The 16137-nt window shown below is 56.3% G+C and carries 13 protein-coding genes; 7 read left to right on the plus strand and 6 right to left on the minus strand.

The window, feature by feature from the left end:
• Positions 1 to 163: 163 nt before the first annotated feature.
• Positions 164 to 1147: an Abi family protein gene (locus ACMXX3_RS04930; protein ID WP_421083767.1), complete on the plus strand. Its 984-nt coding sequence runs from the start codon at positions 164 to 166 to the stop codon at positions 1145 to 1147.
• 45 nt (positions 1148 to 1192) lie between these two features.
• Here ACMXX3_RS04930 and pheA read toward each other — a convergent pair whose 3' ends face one another.
• Positions 1193 to 2146 carry a prephenate dehydratase gene (gene pheA / locus ACMXX3_RS04935; RefSeq protein ID WP_421083643.1) on the minus strand — a complete coding sequence of 318 codons (954 nt, stop codon included), beginning with the start codon at positions 2144 to 2146 and terminating at the stop codon, positions 1193 to 1195.
• Positions 2147 to 2315: 169 nt separating this feature from the next.
• On the minus strand, positions 2316 to 3818 hold the full coding sequence (locus ACMXX3_RS04940) for a MutH/Sau3AI family endonuclease (RefSeq protein ID WP_421083644.1): 1503 nt from the start codon (positions 3816 to 3818) through the stop codon (positions 2316 to 2318).
• A gap of 130 nt (positions 3819 to 3948) precedes the next feature.
• Here ACMXX3_RS04940 and dcm point away from each other — a divergent pair, with 130 nt between their 5' ends.
• Positions 3949 to 5277 carry a DNA (cytosine-5-)-methyltransferase gene (dcm, locus tag ACMXX3_RS04945; protein ID WP_421083645.1) on the plus strand — a complete coding sequence of 443 codons (1329 nt, stop codon included), beginning with the start codon at positions 3949 to 3951 and terminating at the stop codon, positions 5275 to 5277.
• On the opposite strand, the gene ACMXX3_RS04950 is transcribed toward dcm, so the two are convergent.
• Positions 5274 to 6323, minus strand: a complete 1050-nt coding sequence (locus ACMXX3_RS04950) for an HNH endonuclease (RefSeq protein ID WP_421083646.1) — start codon at positions 6321 to 6323, stop codon at positions 5274 to 5276. The two genes, dcm and ACMXX3_RS04950, sit on opposite strands and share 4 nt — an antisense overlap.
• A gap of 250 nt (positions 6324 to 6573) precedes the next feature.
• Between ACMXX3_RS04950 and ACMXX3_RS04955 the strand changes: the two genes are divergently transcribed.
• From ACMXX3_RS04955 to ACMXX3_RS04965, 3 genes are all read left to right on the plus strand, one after another.
• The gene (locus ACMXX3_RS04955; RefSeq protein WP_421083647.1) at positions 6574 to 7974 is read left to right on the plus strand and encodes a hypothetical protein; all 1401 of its coding nucleotides are present in this window, start codon (positions 6574 to 6576) and stop codon (positions 7972 to 7974) included.
• Positions 7975 to 8507: 533 nt separating this feature from the next.
• Positions 8508 to 8936, plus strand: coding sequence for a hypothetical protein (locus ACMXX3_RS04960; RefSeq protein ID WP_421083648.1), 429 nt, complete (start codon positions 8508 to 8510; stop codon positions 8934 to 8936).
• Positions 8929 to 9324, plus strand: coding sequence for a hypothetical protein (locus ACMXX3_RS04965; protein ID WP_421083649.1), 396 nt, complete (start codon positions 8929 to 8931; stop codon positions 9322 to 9324). Before ACMXX3_RS04960 ends, ACMXX3_RS04965 begins: the two co-directional genes overlap by 8 nt.
• A gap of 92 nt (positions 9325 to 9416) precedes the next feature.
• Here the strand turns inward: ACMXX3_RS04965 and ald are convergent, their stop codons facing one another.
• The 3 genes from ald to ACMXX3_RS04980 all read right to left on the minus strand — a co-directional run bounded on the left by ald (position 9417) and on the right by ACMXX3_RS04980 (position 12329).
• The gene (gene ald / locus ACMXX3_RS04970; RefSeq protein WP_421083650.1) at positions 9417 to 10505 is read right to left on the minus strand and encodes an alanine dehydrogenase; all 1089 of its coding nucleotides are present in this window, start codon (positions 10503 to 10505) and stop codon (positions 9417 to 9419) included.
• Between the two features lie 154 nt (positions 10506 to 10659).
• Positions 10660 to 11076, minus strand: coding sequence for a DUF3151 domain-containing protein (locus tag ACMXX3_RS04975; RefSeq protein WP_421083651.1), 417 nt, complete (start codon positions 11074 to 11076; stop codon positions 10660 to 10662).
• 41 nt (positions 11077 to 11117) lie between these two features.
• Positions 11118 to 12329: a Fic family protein gene (locus tag ACMXX3_RS04980; RefSeq protein ID WP_421083652.1), complete on the minus strand. Its 1212-nt coding sequence runs from the start codon at positions 12327 to 12329 to the stop codon at positions 11118 to 11120.
• A 307-nt stretch (positions 12330 to 12636) separates the two neighbouring features.
• On the opposite strand from ACMXX3_RS04980, the gene ACMXX3_RS04985 reads away from it, so the two are divergent.
• Positions 12637 to 14718: a PhoX family protein gene (locus ACMXX3_RS04985; RefSeq protein ID WP_421083653.1), complete on the plus strand. Its 2082-nt coding sequence runs from the start codon at positions 12637 to 12639 to the stop codon at positions 14716 to 14718.
• A gap of 177 nt (positions 14719 to 14895) precedes the next feature.
• Positions 14896 to 16119 (plus strand): sodium/glutamate symporter, encoded by a 1224-nt coding sequence (gene gltS / locus ACMXX3_RS04990; protein WP_421083654.1) that lies wholly within the window; start codon positions 14896 to 14898, stop codon positions 16117 to 16119.
• Positions 16120 to 16137 lie beyond the last annotated feature (18 nt).

The following is a 16137-nucleotide window of genomic DNA, read 5'->3' on the forward strand; positions in this document are numbered from 1 at the left end:
ATCTGTATATAATTGGTACCAATCGTTCAGCCCGCCTTCCGCAGTGAAGTGTGGGCTGGATTTCTATTTCCCCCTTCACTAGGTTGTGGAGTGTTCAATGACGTCACCGCATAAACCGCCTACATCTATTGAGCAGCAAATCGCCCTGCTTCGTGAACGAGGCATGGATGTCAATGAAGCTGAGGCTCAGCAATGGCTTTCAACTGTTGGGTACTACAGACTAAGCGGGTACTGGTACACCCGCAGAACGCTAAGCGACCCGCCTCTTTCGATGGGAGATCCACCCCGTCCCGTGCGTACGGACACCTTCGCGCCGGGAACTCGGTTTACCGAGATTACCGCTCTTTATGAGTTTGACCGGAAGCTACGCACTCAAGTACACGACGGTATTGAGCGGGTTGAGATTGCCCTGCGCACATCTTTAGCAGATATCATTAGCAGCACTGGGTCGCTCGCCTTATACGATAGGGATAATTTTCGGGTGCTCCGTGGCAGAGAATACGAGCACTACCAGATCATTAGCACTATTACCTCAAGAGTAAACCGTGCGTTAGGGTCACGAGATAGCTCTCATATTAAGCACAATGTGGAGAAATACGGGGTTCAATTAGCGCCCTGGGTTGTTATGGACGTGCTAGATTTCTCGGACCTTTCTAAGCTGTTCAATCTGTTGAGAACCCCAGATCAGAACGAGGTTGCTGGTCGAATTGGCATAGATGTTAGAAATCTGGGGCTCAGTAGAGGAGAGGCCAAAGGCCTTTCACCCAATCACCCCTTTGCAGCTGCTCTGCGTCAGCTGACCCTGCTACGGAATAAGTCTGCCCATCACGCCAGAATATGGAACTGCACCTTATCTCCTATGGGTACTGGTATTTTATCCAGGGTTAGCGGTTTAGAATCTCTCTCGCATCTGCCTCTCCCACCGGGGCAGGAGGGCACTCCAAGGCAGCAGAGCGAAAAAATTTACGGCGCACTTATCATTATTGCCAAGATTCTTGAAACCGTATCCCCTGGTTCAGCCTGGGCAAGTAGAACTGCTTCTCTTGTCGATTCAGCGCTATCTGCAGTATCTTTCCTTACTGCCCAGGAAATGGGATTTCCGGATGATTGGAAACACCACCGGATATGGGGCTTAGAAGAGTCTTAGTTGTGTTTTCAGGAACCAGAGACTCCCTTATAGGTAGACCCACATTTAGATGTTGTGTTTGAGACTTTCGGGCCGGCCGCCTGGGAAGAGGGTTTCTACCCAGGTGCGGGCGGCGTCGAAACTTGTGTCGTCGTGCATGGGGTCGACGCTGGCGAGGCGCTTGTCAGCTCGCGGGTAGGAGCCGAGGTAGAGGACGCCGGGTGAGACGCGGTGGATGCCGCGCAGGGCGTCGCGGACGCGGGCGTCGTAGAGGTGGCCGTCAATGTCGATGGAGAAGAAGTAGGCTCCGAGGAATTCGCCGGTGGGGCGGGATTCGATGCGGGAGAGGTTGATGCCCCGGGTGGAGAACTGTTCAAGCAGGTCAAGGAGAGCGCCGGGGCGGTCCTGGGGTAGCGGGATGACCAGGGTGGTTTTGTCCGCGCCGGTGGGGGCGGGGATTGTTGCGTCGCGGGCGACGAGGACGAAACGGGTGACGGCATTTTTGTTGTCGCCGATGTTGTGGGCCAGCACTTCTAGCTCGGGGTGGGCTTGGGCGACGGCCGGTGAGCAGATGGCGGCTTCGTAGCCGGGGTTATCGTGGAGTAGGCCGAGGGCGGCGCCTGCGGTGGATGAGCCGGGCAGGTAGTTGACGCCGGGTTTGTGCTCTGCCACCCAGGAGCGTACCTGCGCCCAGGCGTGGGTGTGGGTGGAGATGGTGTTGATGTCGGCCAGGGTGGTGCCGGGGCGGGCAACCAGCACGAAGGTGATGGGCACCAGTACTTCGCGGACGATGCGGAGGGACCCGTCGAGGGCTGCGATGGCGTCGAGGGTTGCGGTGACGCCGCCTTCGACGGAGTTTTCGATGGGTACCATGGCGGCGTCGGCGGTGCCGTCGCGCAGGGCGTCGAGGGCTGCGGGGACGGATGTTGCGGGAATGCGTTCGGCGTCGGGGGCACCGGGGACGGTGAGGAGGGCTGCTTCGGTGAAGGTTCCGGACGGGCCGAGGTAGGTGTAACGCATGGGTTCTAGTTTAGCGGGTGGGCGTTGCCCCCTGGCTTGCTGCAGAAAGGTTAGTGGAGGTTTTGTACCGGGGGCTGCCCATATAGCGGAACCAGAGGAATGAAAGAGGTGAAACAGGCTTACGCTCGCTGTATTCCTGCTTCACCCCAGATTTTTTGAATCACTCTCCCTAAAGGAACTCAGATTTATTCAGTAACTCAACCATGAGGGAACCCTTTATCCAATAATCCAGATTGTAAAAGGCATGTCCGTTAAGGACTAACGGTTTCTTCGATGAATCTCCGCTCGTACCCTTGATAAAGATTTCATATTCTTTGGACTTAGGTAGGTTGTTCCCCATCTTTGGGAAACCGTTTTTGTTATAGATAACCGTTCCATCTTTTCGCAGAGCCAAGTGAGTGGTCATCTCCTGCTGAAGGTACATGCGACGCATTGTCTCCCAAACTCTCAGGGCAGATTCTTCAAACATGTTGTCTGAAAATTCAACAACCTTAACACCCCTGAAGATATCTAGGCTCCTATCCTTCCCCTGATGACGTTCAAAGACCCCGCATAAGAACCTATGACTAAAAAGGTAATCAAAAAGTGTTGAATCCTCGAAAGCTGTATCATCCTCAAATTCTGAGAATACGACCGGAGTAAGTTTAGAATCCTCCTTCTTATGGCCGGTGTCCTTGATGGGTATTGCCTTAACGATGAAACCAGCTTTAGCAAGCTCTTCAATAGAAGTAGCTTTAACGTAATCTCCAGTAAGCATGTACCCGAGTATGTAGTTGGTTGCCCCTTTGCTGATTCGGTCAGCAAGAGTAGAAGATTTAGCTTCTGCCGCTTCTTTAGCGATATCTCCTAGCTTCATATCAACATAAGGTGCTACAGACTTAGAAATCTGTTGGAGCAAATCTGAATAACCAGAAACCCCTGCCAGTTTCTGCTGTGATGCTTTCGCGCTAAATATTTCTTTTGTCTTTACTTTGAAGTACGAGTTTTTTATAGCCAACCGGGCACGAGGAAATTTAGGAGCAACCTCTAGATACATCAGCCCACCAAGGGTAGCGGATAGCTCTGCCCTCAGGGCTCGACGTTCTTCGTCGTCAGTTTGAGAGTCCTGAAGCTGTCTAATAACATGCTGGCCACGCTCAGAGGCGAAGAAACCGTGGACCTGTTCCCAATCTGACTTGATAATCTCTCTTTCTTCATCACTGAAGTGAAGATTTGAGTAGAGCAAGTACCGGAATTTTCTGTAGTCTTCAGTCGAGAGCGCACGGGCGTCACCATACTGGTAGTACACCAGCAAGATATTCTGAATCTTCTCCCACAGATGGGAGTCTATGAAACTCTCTTGAACGACTCCAGAGTAATTCACGTTAGTTATCGTAAGACGTTCCTTGGCGTGATACTCCGCTTTCCTCCCTTCCCCACGTTTATAGACCCCAGTTACCTTCAGCTCCGTTGGAATCCCGTCAACCAAGAGGTCAGCTTTCTGGAGAGAATCTTTGGGGAGGCCAAGGACAGATTGTTCGATGATATCGCCAGGAACCCCCTTGACCACACGGTCAGGACGGCTTTCCACATAACGATCAATAAGACGCTTGCTATCAACTTCCCCCAGCGTCCTGCCCATAGCTGCATCTAGGAGGGACTCCAAAGACTCCCTGGTGAATTCATTGGCCATTCTCTAAACTCATTTCGCTCGACGAAAGCAGAAAGCACCTAAATTATAGATGTTTATCACATAGAATTGATCAGAACATACATTCTGATCTATACTCGTAGAGTTAAGCATTTATAGCAGGAGGTTCCGAGTGGCTGACCAGCCGATTCGCATCATCGAGCTCTTCGCGGGCGTCGGCGGCTTCCGCCTGGGCTTCGAAGGCTACAACAAAGATGGGTTTACCCTGCCCTCAGCCGGCAGCTTTGAGACAGTCTGGGCTAACCAGTGGGAACCCCCAGGAACCCCCACCAAACAGTTTGCTGCCCGTTGCTACGTTGCACGTTTTGGTGAAGAAAACTTCCTCAACGAAGACATCAATAAAGCTCTCACCATGGCCGAGAATGGTGAAATCACTATTCCAGACGCAGATATGCTCGTTGGCGGCTTCCCCTGCCAAGACTACTCTGTCTCCAAGCCCTTATCTCAGTCACACGGCATTGAAGGCAAAAAGGGAGTGCTCTGGTGGGATATCTACCGTGCGCTAGAGATGAAGAAGCCTCGCTACGTCGTCCTCGAAAATGTAGACCGACTACTGAAATCACCCTCGAAACAGCGTGGCCGTGACTTTGCGATTATCCTTTCCTGCTTCTACTCACTGGGGTACTCCGTTGAATGGCGAGTCATTAATGCAGCTGACTACGGCCACCCCCAAAAGCGCAAACGTGTATATATCTACGCAGAACTCACCGATGCATCATGGGATTTAGAAACAAACCTGCGCACCGAAGGAGTTTTTGCTGAGGCCTTCCCTATCACTCAGAACCTGACTCGGGAAGATAACTTTAGTATCAGCTCTGACCCCTTTGAAGTGACTCAAAGCTTTGGCCTAGGCGCTAAAACCTCACGGTTCCAAGAAGCCGGTGTCATGCAGCACGGTAAGGTTTACACCGCTAAACCAGAAGCTCTATATACAGGTAAGTATCTGACTTTGGGCGATATTGTTGTCGATGAAACTGAAGTGCCTGATCAGTTCTTTATTGAACCTAGTAAAGTCCATGCCTGGGAATACCTCAAGGGCGGGAAAAAAGAGGAACGTATCAATAAAGCCAGTGGTTTCAAATACACCTATTCGGAGGGCAGCATGTCCTTCCCCGATCCCCTAGATCGCCCGGCCCGCACCATCCTGACGGGTGAAGGCGGAGCAGGTGCATCTCGCTTTAAGCACGTTGTCGAAACCCCATCTGGGCGCCTTCGCCGTTTGGTCCCGGACGAGCTAGACCAGATTCAAGGCTTCCCCAAAGGCTGGACAGATGCTGGACTCACCGATGGACACCGCGCGTTCTGCATGGGTAACGCCCTCGTCGTTGGTATTCCAAACGCCCTCGGCAAGGCTATCAACCGCCGGCATTTCGGACTTGAACGAGAAATAGCTCCTGAACTAAATGCGGTTCCAGAGCCACCCGAAGATTCTCTGTTCTAACCAGCTACCAGATGGTTTGAATGCTTCTCGTAATGCTTTGCGAGAAGCATTTTCTCTTCCCGGCCCACAGGAACCTGCAAAACCTGATCCTGAAGTTCGGCATACTGACTCTTCAACAAGTCCTCATGCAGAGCCACCCGGTTCTTCGAAGTAACCGCCACCAGACCCTTGTCATACAAACGGTGCACGTCACTCCGCATCAGCAGGCCACCGCCGTCCTTATGCTCCCCAACATCAGCATACGAATACAAATGCGCCGCATCCAAAGCCGCCACATAACAGGGGCCTGTAAAGGCACACCTAGCACCAAATTTCCGGACGAGCTGGGCACGGAACTGGGTCTGCCCACGCCGAGCCCTTACCGTCCGCTCAACAAAACCACCCTGAACAATTGGGGAGGAAATCCCCTCCAAAACGCTGACCTGGCTCCGCAATGAGAACCGTAAAGACTCAAGGAAATGCAGAACCTTCACCGGATTCAACTCAACAATACTGTTCTGTTTATTCCACTTATCAGAAAGCTGAGGCATCTCAGAAGCAACCAGCGCACCGGCCAAATCTGACCAGGTATCACCAAACTCAGCAGTATATGCTGTTCCCTCCTCCTGCTGAACGACGGGCTCAGTCACAGACCTTACATCAGGATCCAGCCCATCCCGTTTCAGACAAGGACCATCACAACGCCAGTCCTGTTGTTTCTTGCGGAAAGTCAGTTTGCTACTGCCACACCGGGGGCAACACAGTTTCTCATGCAGGTGGGATCTGATATTCAGGCTTTCAATAACAGCAGCGCCCAAGAGCACCTGGTTGTCACGGAGCAAAACCAAATCGCCCGGCCTCACCCGCTTGTGGTTAATGACCCGGTTAGTAAATGAGTAGTGCGACTCTAGCTCATCATCATAGGTTAGCCCTGCAGGGGCCCTCCGGTTATCTTCATCAGGCAAAGCCCGAAACAGCCAGACCCTGCGTTTCTCGTAGTCAACAGGGATTGTCAGGCTGGGGTAAATGATATCTGCCTTCAAATTAAACGCCGGTGTAGTCGCCATAGATGCAGCATAACTAGATTTATGAATTTCTGCAGCTCTTTTGGCCTGCCGGGTTTACTACCAGATTTATACCGGTAAAAGATTACGTTTAACAGTCTGTAAGCTCAGCTCTACCTGCCTCTAGCCACCCGCAAACGTCATATCTGTCAACTAACTGGCGTCCCCCTTTCTTCCAGGAGTAAAGTCACCTCGTCGGGTAAAGCCCAGCTCACCCCGAAACAACTATCATCAGCACTCACAAGGATGTGACATGCAAGCACATAACCACCCCGACGGAATCGGGCAGGTACCTCCCCACTGGAAAGCCGGTCCCTTCAAAATCCGTCTTCCTTTCATCCACTACCGCTTTGAATGGCAAGACTACGTCCAAGGCCTCTTCATGTGCGCTGTCGACCTGGCAGCTATCCCCCTCATGGTTGACGCCCTCGGTATGCCCTTCGAAGTAGCTCTCGCCGTCGTTCTCCTCAACGGCCTGCTCTACCTCACCCATCACCTTCTCGGCGACCCCGTCGTCCCCGGCTGGATTACCCCCGCAATTCCCCTGCTGATTCTCTACGTTCAGGGATTCCCAGAAGGGCCTGAACGCGTCCACGCCCTTATATCCTTCCAGCTACTCCTTGGTATATTCTCCATTGCCCTCGGCGCAACAGGCATGGCTTCAAGAGTCGTGAGCATTATTCCCCCTGCCCTTCGTGCAGGCATCATCATCGGTGCTGGCTTCGCCGCCATCCATTCCGTCTTCAAGGAAGGTGGGCGGTTCCATCTCTTCCCCATCACCATCAGTATCGCGGTAGGCCTTGCCTTCTTCCTCATGTACTCCAAAGCCTTTGCAAGCCTCCGTGAACGTGGCGCAGGCTGGCGTTTCCTAGCTTCACTAGGCATACTACCCTCTATCCTCGTAGCCGTTGTTGTCGCGCCCCTGGTAGGAGAAGCCCCTTGGCCCAAGATTGAATGGGGCTTCAGCTCCCCCGATTTCGCCGGGCTATGGCAGGACTACACCGTCTTCGGCCTCGGTCTTCCCCCAGCCAGCATGTTCCTGTCCGCTATCCCGACCATGCTCGCGGCATATATTGTCGTCTTTGGTGACGTCCTCCAAGCCAAATCAATCCTTAGCGAAGCTGATGAAGTCCGTAAGGACGAAGCTGTCGTCTACAACCCCAACCGGGCCCACCTCATCTTTGGCGGCCGTAACGCCATCATGAGCGTCATCGGACCCGACGTTGCTATGTGTGGCCCCCTATGGGCTGCTATGCACGTCGTTATCGTGGAACGTTACAAGCAGGGCAAGAAAGCCATGAGCTCGATCTTCGGTGGGGCAGGTTCCTTCCGTTGGGGCACCAATACCGGCCTGCTCCTTCTGCCGATTATCACCCTGGTTGAGCCGATCCTTGCTGTTGGGCTGGCCCTCACCTTGATTATTCAGGGCTTCGTCAGCATCCGCGTTGGCATCATGGAAGCCCGCAATCAGAAAGACCTTGGCATTGCCGGTGTCACCGGAGCAATCCTCGCTACCCAGGGCGCAACCTGGGGCTTTGTTGCCGGTATCATCCTGGTAGCGCTGGTCTATGGTAAAGACTTCTTTAGAAGCGACGAGGACGGCACCCTCCGAACCCTCGACGAAATTGCCCAGGAAAACTCCGATAAGGCATAGCTGATTCCTAAAACGGCACCCCGGCAGCAGGCAAGTTAACTGGTGCCGGGGTGCGATTCCCCAGTCTCAAAAAATTCAAACAACCAGCTGTTATGCCTAGCCTCTGCTTGACATCACCCCAAAAACTTCACGATACAACTATTTTCATAGGTTTCACACAGCTTTCCCGAACTCTCTTCAAAGGTTCCCCTGCCATAGTTAAAGACATGAGGACGAGGAGAGAAAACCTCGCCACCTCAAGAGAGTGAGAATCTCCCTGAGATGAGCAATCATCCTTTTCAGAGAATGTGTGTACCTCTGAAGCCCCTCCCGCAAGGGAACGGTGCGAAAAATGTGTGTGTAATGAGAAAAGGTCGCAACCAGAAGGTTGCGACCTTTTCTCTACCCTCCAAAATAGTAAGCAATGATATAATTAGGGGAGTAGGCAGACAACAAGGAGGTTACCGCCATACCCAACGAAAAATAACAGGTACCCCTAGCCTGACTAGAGCTCACAGTTCTACAATGGTAGAAATCTCAAGGAGGAGATTCCCATGACCCAAACGACTCTCGCGCCCCGCCCGGCCGTGCAGCAGGCGTCCGCACCCTATCTCTACGAGGAACGTATCGGCAGCAGCTGGCTACAAGCCCTCACCATTACAGCCCTCTTCACGGCTCTCGCAGCCAGCCTCATCTTCCAGGCCCACCTGCTCAATATGGTTCTTGTCTTCTGCTGCGTAGGTTTCGGTATCTACGCCAACCGCCGTATGTCCTCAGCGAAACGAACCCTCCCTGCAAGCTACGCTTACGCCTCCCAGACGGTTTTCGCAGTGGCTGTCCTTGCCCTGCTCTACCCCGGCCTGGACGATCCCGCCAGTGCCACCTGGCGCCTTCCCCTCCTGGCAGTCACCACCTTCATCTTCCACCGATTCGTCACCCCCGGCTACCACCCCATTGAAGAGAAGAGAGTCGCTCATGACTAATTCCTCCACCGAAAAGTTAGTCTTCGGTGTATCTACAGGTTCCTCTGTCGTAATGGCCTTTGGCCTTAGCCTTTTCGCTTGGGCCAACCGCTATGACAGCTTTTGGTTCCGCATGGTTGCCATCGTTATTTTCGCTTTCGGTTACACAGGTCTACACATACCCAGCAAAGGCAAACAGCAGTTTTTTTCCCTGCTGGCAACTATTCTCTGCATATTTGCTGCGATGCTGATAACCGTCTTCCTCCAAGAACGCATCTTCACCGAAAGCTACGCTGCCAGCACCACAGGCATTCTGCTTGTCCAGGCGATAGTCTTTACCCTTCTTTTTATCTTCTTCCGATGGGGTCAGCCAATGAGCCCACCCTATAGCAGCAAGCACAGCGCCTAGCACCCACATAATAAGGACGCCCGCCCCACTCCCCTGCTACACAGCAGGAAGGTGGGGCGGGCGTCCGCACCCTTGAAACTTGCGTCTAACGCCTAAGCGGCAGGCAGCTCGGGGAAGGCCTCAGCCACGCCGGGGAAAGTAATCTTGCCAGCGTCGGTATTCAGGCCCAGGGCCAGGTCGGGGTTCTTGGCCAGAGCCTCGTCCACACCAGCAGCCAGCTTCAGCACATAGGGCAGGGTGGCATCGGTCAGGGCGATCGTCGAGGTGCGGGGCACGGCACCGGGCATGTTGGCAACGCAGTAGTGGCGGATGCCGTCCACCTCAAAAATCGGGTCAGCGTAGGTGGTGGGGCGGGAGGTCTCGAAGCAACCGCCCTGGTCAATAGCAACGTCAATCAGCAGGGTGCCGGGCTTCATGGTCTTCAGGTGCTCGCGGCGCACAACCTTAGGAGCCTTAGCACCGGGAACCAGAATCGACCCGATCACCACATCGGCCTCAGCGATTTCACGCTCAATATTGGCGGGGGTGGAGTTCAGCACGCGCGCGGTGGAGCCAAATAGGTCAGACAGTTCCCGCACGCGGGGGCCGTAGCCCTCAAGAATGGTGACCTCAGCGCCAGCGCCCACCGCCAGCTTGGCGGCGTGGGTACCCACGTTACCGCCACCGAGAACCACCACACGGCCGGGGGCAACACCGGGTACGCCGCCCAGCAGAATACCCTGACCACCCTCGGTTGCCAGGCTGTACTGGGTTGCCGCCTGAGCAGCCAGGCGGCCCGCAACCTCACTCATGGGAAGCAGCAGGGGCAGGGCGCGTCCGTTACGCACCGTCTCGTAGGCGATAGCGCGGGTCTTCGCAGCCAGCAGAGCCTCGGTCAGGGGCTTATCGGCAGCCAGGTGCAGGTAGGTGAAAAGGGTGAGATCCTCACGCAGGTACTTGTACTCAGACTCAATCGGCTCTTTGACCTTCACCAACAGTTCAGCCTGGTTCCAGGCCTCGTCCTGGCTGACCAGGGTAGCGCCTGCCTTCTCGTATTCCTCGTTGGGAAAGCCTGCGCCGAGCCCGGCGTCCTTCTCAATCAGGACGTCATGGCCAGCCTGAGTCAGGGCCAGCACGCCATCGGGGGTAAGGCCAACGCGCTGCTCCTGGGGCTTGATTTCGCGGGGTACGCCAATACGCATGTGGGGTTCTCCCATCTCATCGTCATTGAATAGGTAAAACCCACACTACGCCCACGTCAGAGCAGGGGCAAGACCCAAGCCTTTCTGCTTTCTAACCCACCCCGGCACCAAATGCTTAAGGGTAGGCACTGCAAGCAGGACGGACAGACCCCCGCTAGGCCAGCTCGGCAGCAGCCGCAGGATCGGAGTCGTTCAGGAACTTCTCGATACGCTCAGCCTCGTCCGCCTCACCGATGGCGGCGGCGGCCCGACCCAGAATCAGCAGGGCCTTAAGGAAGCCCCGATTGGGCTCGTGGCTAACCGGAATCGGGCCGTGCCCGCGCCAGCCGTTGCCGCGCAGGGCGTCCAGGCCACGGTGGTAACCCACGCGAGCGTAAGCGTAGGCTTCAAGAGTCTTACCAGCCTTCAGAGTTTCTTCGGCTAGCAGGGCCCAGGCCAGGGAGGACTTGGGGAAGGCCTGCGCAAGGTCAGCGGGGGCCTCACCGGCGCGGACGCGGGCCGTCAGCTCGGGCTCTTCGGGCAGGAAGGTGGGGGCGGGGCCATCCAGCAGGTTCTTACCGGCAAGTGACATGGTTACTCCATTCAACTCAAATTCTTGTAACTACAAAAAGTCTACGCGTGCTCGGGGAAAAGCAGGGCCTTGCCGGACTCGCTCAACCGCACACGCAGGGGGCGGGACGAGGTGCGCTCAATGAGTTTTTGCTGCTCTAGTTCAACGAGGTAGGCCCGAACCGTGTTGCGCGACTTTTCTAACACCTGGGTCAGCTCATCCCAGGAAAGCCCGCGACCACCGCTCAAAAGGTAGGTCTGCCCTACGATGAAAAGCACTTCATATGCGCCAGACGCCAGTTCAAAACTACCGTCTTTGAGGCCGTCAACCCGTTCCCGCAGTGACTCTATAAGCTCTCTCTTCTGCCTAAAGTCATCCAGAAGCTCACACTGGGCATCATAAATAAACCCTAGAATGACATGGGCAAAAGAGGTAGCCTCACCGTAGTTAAGGGGCTCTTCAACATCGCTGAAGGCCCTGTGGTACTCCTCTTTTTTCTGGTTCACAACGCGTGACAGCGTAAGCACTGTGTAGGCAGAGAGTACCTCTTGCAGCTGGGCGCTCAACAGAAAACGCCCAAACCGCCCATTACCGTCATAGAAGGGGTGGGCCGCCTCAAACATAAAGTGCGAGACAGCTCTAGAAGGGAGAAAGGGCACCTCGGTGCTTTCAAGGTGGTCGAACATAGCCTGCAGCTGCTGTTCAAGGGCCTCTTCGTCGCGAGCACCGGCATGAATAATCTTGCCTGAGCCATCATGCACATAGACAGGGCCAGCCCTAAACAATCTGCCGTCAGGCCGATCCTCATCGGCAATCTCTGCGCCGAAGAGACGGTCGTACGTTACTCGTATCTCTTCTAACGTGCGCGGGGCCTCAATCTTGCCCTGTGAGAGCTCCACGTAGAGACGGGCTATCTCTCTAAACTTTTTATTGTCAGAAGGTTCAGCGTCGAGAGCCTCTTGTATCTCCTGCCGAGTGGACCGCACCCCCTCAATCTCGTTCGTCGCTGAGATTTCCTGAGTAATGAGTTCATAAAGATAACTCGCCCGGGCAGTCGCAGGAAGGCTAGCTGCTAGCTCTTCAAGCGTTCTCTCATTCAGCAGAATCTGTTCCTGCAGAAGAAGAAGCTGAGGGGTCACAGCATAGAACAGGCGGTGCTCGCCCACCATAAAGCCAGTTTCGTAGCCCATCTCGCGGCGTTCCTGCGCGAACCTTTCAGCAGCCTGCCGGTCGAACTGGTGAAAAATGGATTTGAGGCTCCGGTATTTTTTCATGCTCCCTTATCTCCCAAAATCTCATCTTTTTGGTAGTTACAGGTAATCCTATGCCACTCTATCTCCCAAAAACACCCCATTTTGGGAGATAGCACCATAACCAAGCGCCTCTAACTCCCCAAAACCGCCCTTTTTGTGTTTTAGCAGGGGGCGGACGTCCGCCCCGGCCTTCACACGCAATTCACCGGGGCGCAACCTGGGGCTTACCCCGCGGACACCCCGCACCCCTACAGTAACCGGGTAGGTGTTTCCCCACGTCAACACCTGCTCCCATCACAAGCAACACACCGAAAGAAACAGACACCCCATGTCACTCATCGGCAAGAACCTCCTCACCAACTTCTTCTCATCCCGCTCGTCCCTCACCTGCACCTACAAGTGCGGCAACGCCTGCTTCGGCAAATGCAGCAACACATCCTCCAACGAATACTTCGGCGATATCACCCGCCGCTCCGCCCTCCGCGCAGGTGGCCTCTTCACCCTCGCCGTCGGCGTCACCGCCTGCGCCCCCAGCACCACCACCGGAGCTACCAGCTCAGCGAGCGCACCCTCAGCTGCCGCGTCCCCCTCCCTCACCGAAATCCTCAATAGCGCCGGCCTACAATTCACCCCCGTTGAACCCAACACCGAAGACACCGTTGTGGTGCCTGAAGGCTACACCTCTAAGGTCTTGATCCGCTGGGGCGACCCCGTTTTCTCCGACGCCCCGGCCTTTGACATCAACCAGCAAACCGCCGCCGCCCAGGAACGCCAGTTCGGCTTCAACAACGACTTCGCCGGCCTGCTAGAGCACCCCAGCGACAGCAACCGCCTGGTCTACGTCTGCTCCCACGAGTACACCACCGAACCGCAAATGCACCCCAACTACAACCCCGAAAACCCCACCGAGGAACAGGTCAACATCGGCCTGGCAGCCCACGGTCAGACCGTGCTTGAGGTAGAAAAGGTAGCCGGATCCGGTGACCTCAAGGCCCTGGTCGGCGCACCCCTCAACCGCCGTATCACCGCCACCACCCCCTTCACCCTGACCGGCCCGGCAGCCGGGAGCGACCTGGTCAAAACCAGCAAAGACCCCGACGGCACCACCGTCCTCGGCACCCTCAACAACTGCTCCGGCGGCGTCACCCCCTGGGGCACCTACCTCTCGGGTGAAGAAAACATCGACCAGTACTTCGCCAACGTCCAGGCCCTTGAAGGCCGCGCCCTCGAAGCCACCAAACGCATGGGCGTGAAGGAGGGAGCCACCGAACGCCTCTGGGAGAAGTTCCACCCCCGCTTTGACCTGGCCACCGAACCCAACGAGGTCAACCGCTTCGGCTACATCGTCGAAATCAACCCCTTCGACCCCGAATCAACCCCCGTCAAGCACACCGCCCTGGGCCGCTTCAAGCACGAGGCCGGCAACGTGCACGTCACCAGCGACGGCACCGTAGTCTGCTACTCCGGCGACGACGAGCGCTTCGAATACATCTATAAGTTCGTCTCCACCCGCACAATCAAGGACGGCGACACCGCCCACAACATGACTATCCTGGACGCTGGAACCCTCTATGTGGCGTCCCTACAGGGCAACTCCCCCGCCACCGAACTTGACGGTGACGCCACCCTGCCCGAGGACGGAGCCTTCGACGGCACCGGCACCTGGCACCCGCTCGTCACCGTCCACGAGGACGGCAGCGCCGAATCCCACGTCGACGGCTTCACCCCCGAAGAGGTCTGCGTCTACACCCGCCTGGCTGCTGACACCGTCGGAGCAACCAAGATGGACCGCCCCGAAGACTTCCAGACCAACCCCGTCACCGGCCTCACCTACGTGGCCCTGACCAACAACAAGTACCGCGGCGCCACCGGCGAGAACGCCTCCAAGAGCAAGGAAGACGTCACCGAATACGCCCCGGTGCGGGAGAACAAGAACGGCCTGGTCATGGAAATCGACGACGACCACGCAGGCACCAGCTTCACCTGGAACATCCTGCTAGTCTGCGGCGACCCGGCAGAAGCCTACTCCTACTTCGGAGGCTTCGATAAAACCAAAGTCTCCCCCATCTCCTGCCCCGACAACCTGGCCTTCGACTCCCACGGCAACCTCTGGATCTCCACCGACGGCAACGCCCTAGGCACCCACGACGGCCTCTACGGGGTTGAAACCCAAGGTGAGAACCGCGGCCAGGTCAAGTGCTTCCTCACCGTCCCCAAGGACGCCGAAACCTGCGGTCCCATCATCACCGACGAGCGCGTCATGGTCAACGTCCAGCACCCCGGCGAGGGGGACGACGCCACCGTCGAAAACCCCAGCTCCACCTGGCCCGACGGCCCCGGCAAGGCCCCCCGCCCCGCCGTCGTCGTCATCTGGCGTAAGGACGGCGGCAAGGTAGGCATCGAAGCCTAGCAAGCCCCAGCGCCCCCACCCCCACAGCAAGTGCCCCGCCCCCTGCGTAGACCTACTGTCATGAGTTACTCAAGGGCTGCCGGGGCACTTGCCCTTTTCGCGTCCCGTATAGTGTGAAAGGTCAAACTTCCCCGACGAAGTGGAAACACGCAATCACACAATTACAGAAAGACCCCTATGACGCTTGAACTGACCATGGTTCAGTCCGCCGGCTGGGCAGTACTACTGCTCCTACTCGGTATGTGGATTAAGAACCGCTTCTACTTCTTCCAGCGCTTTGCTATCCCCTCACCCGTGATCGGCGGCTTCCTCTTCTCCCTGGTCAACCTGGTCCTCAACCAGACCGGGGTGCTCACCATTAAGTTCGACACCACCCTGCAGAGCTTCTTCATGGTCATCTTCTTCACCTCGGTGGGCTACGGAGCCTCCCTTAAGGTGCTGAAGTCAGCCGGTTCTAAGGTCGGCCTCTTCCTGCTGGTAGCAACAGGTCTCTGTATCGCCCAGAACATCGTGGCCGTCCTGCTGGCCCCCGTCGTGAACGTCGACCCCGCCCTGGCCCTGATGACCGGCTCCACCCCCATGACCGGTGGTCACGGTGTCTCCGGCGGTATCGCCCCGCTCGTTGAGGCCTCCGGCGTCACCGGCGCAGAAACCGTCGCCTACACCGCAGCAACCTTCGGTCTGATCGCCGGCTCGCTCATGGGCGGCCCCCTTGCCAACCGTCTCATCATCAAGCACAACCTGCTTGAAAAAGAATCCTCCCACCAGGTCAACATCAACACCGCCCTGCTGGAAGTACGCCCCCGCAAGCTCGACGCCGACAGCGTCCTGCACGGCTTCATCATGATCCTGGTCGCCATGTTCATCGGTAGCTATCTGACCGAAGCCCTCAACTACCTGGTCGGCCAGCTCACCGACCGCGCCGCCTTCCCCAGCTACATGGGCCCCATGATTATCGCCATCGCCCTGCGCTACATCAGCGACCGCCGCAACTCCAAGGAATACCACGAGCTCGTGCCCGAGCAGGAAGTCGAAGTTTTGGGCAACATCGGCCTCAACGTCTTCTTGGCAATGGCCCTGATGAACGTGCAGCTCTGGCAGCTGGCCGAGCTGGCTATCCCCCTCATCGTGCTGCTGCTGGCCCAGGTTGCGCTCATGTGGGTTTGGGCTAACTTCGTCACCTTCCGCGCCATGGGTGCAGACTACGACGCCGCTATCCTCACCGCCGGCCACTGCGGCTTCGGCATGGGTGCAACCCCCAACGGCATCGCCAATATGGCCTCCCTGGTCACCAAATACAAGGCCTCTAAGCTGGCCTTCTTCATCCTGCCCATCGTCGGTGGCATGTTCATTGACTTCACCAACCTGGTGAACATCATGACCTTCCTGTCCATCGTCTAGCCGGGGGCGGACGTCCGC

The organism is Rothia nasimurium (assembly GCF_049068285.1).
GTDB lineage: Bacteria > Actinomycetota > Actinomycetes > Actinomycetales > Micrococcaceae > Rothia > Rothia nasimurium_I.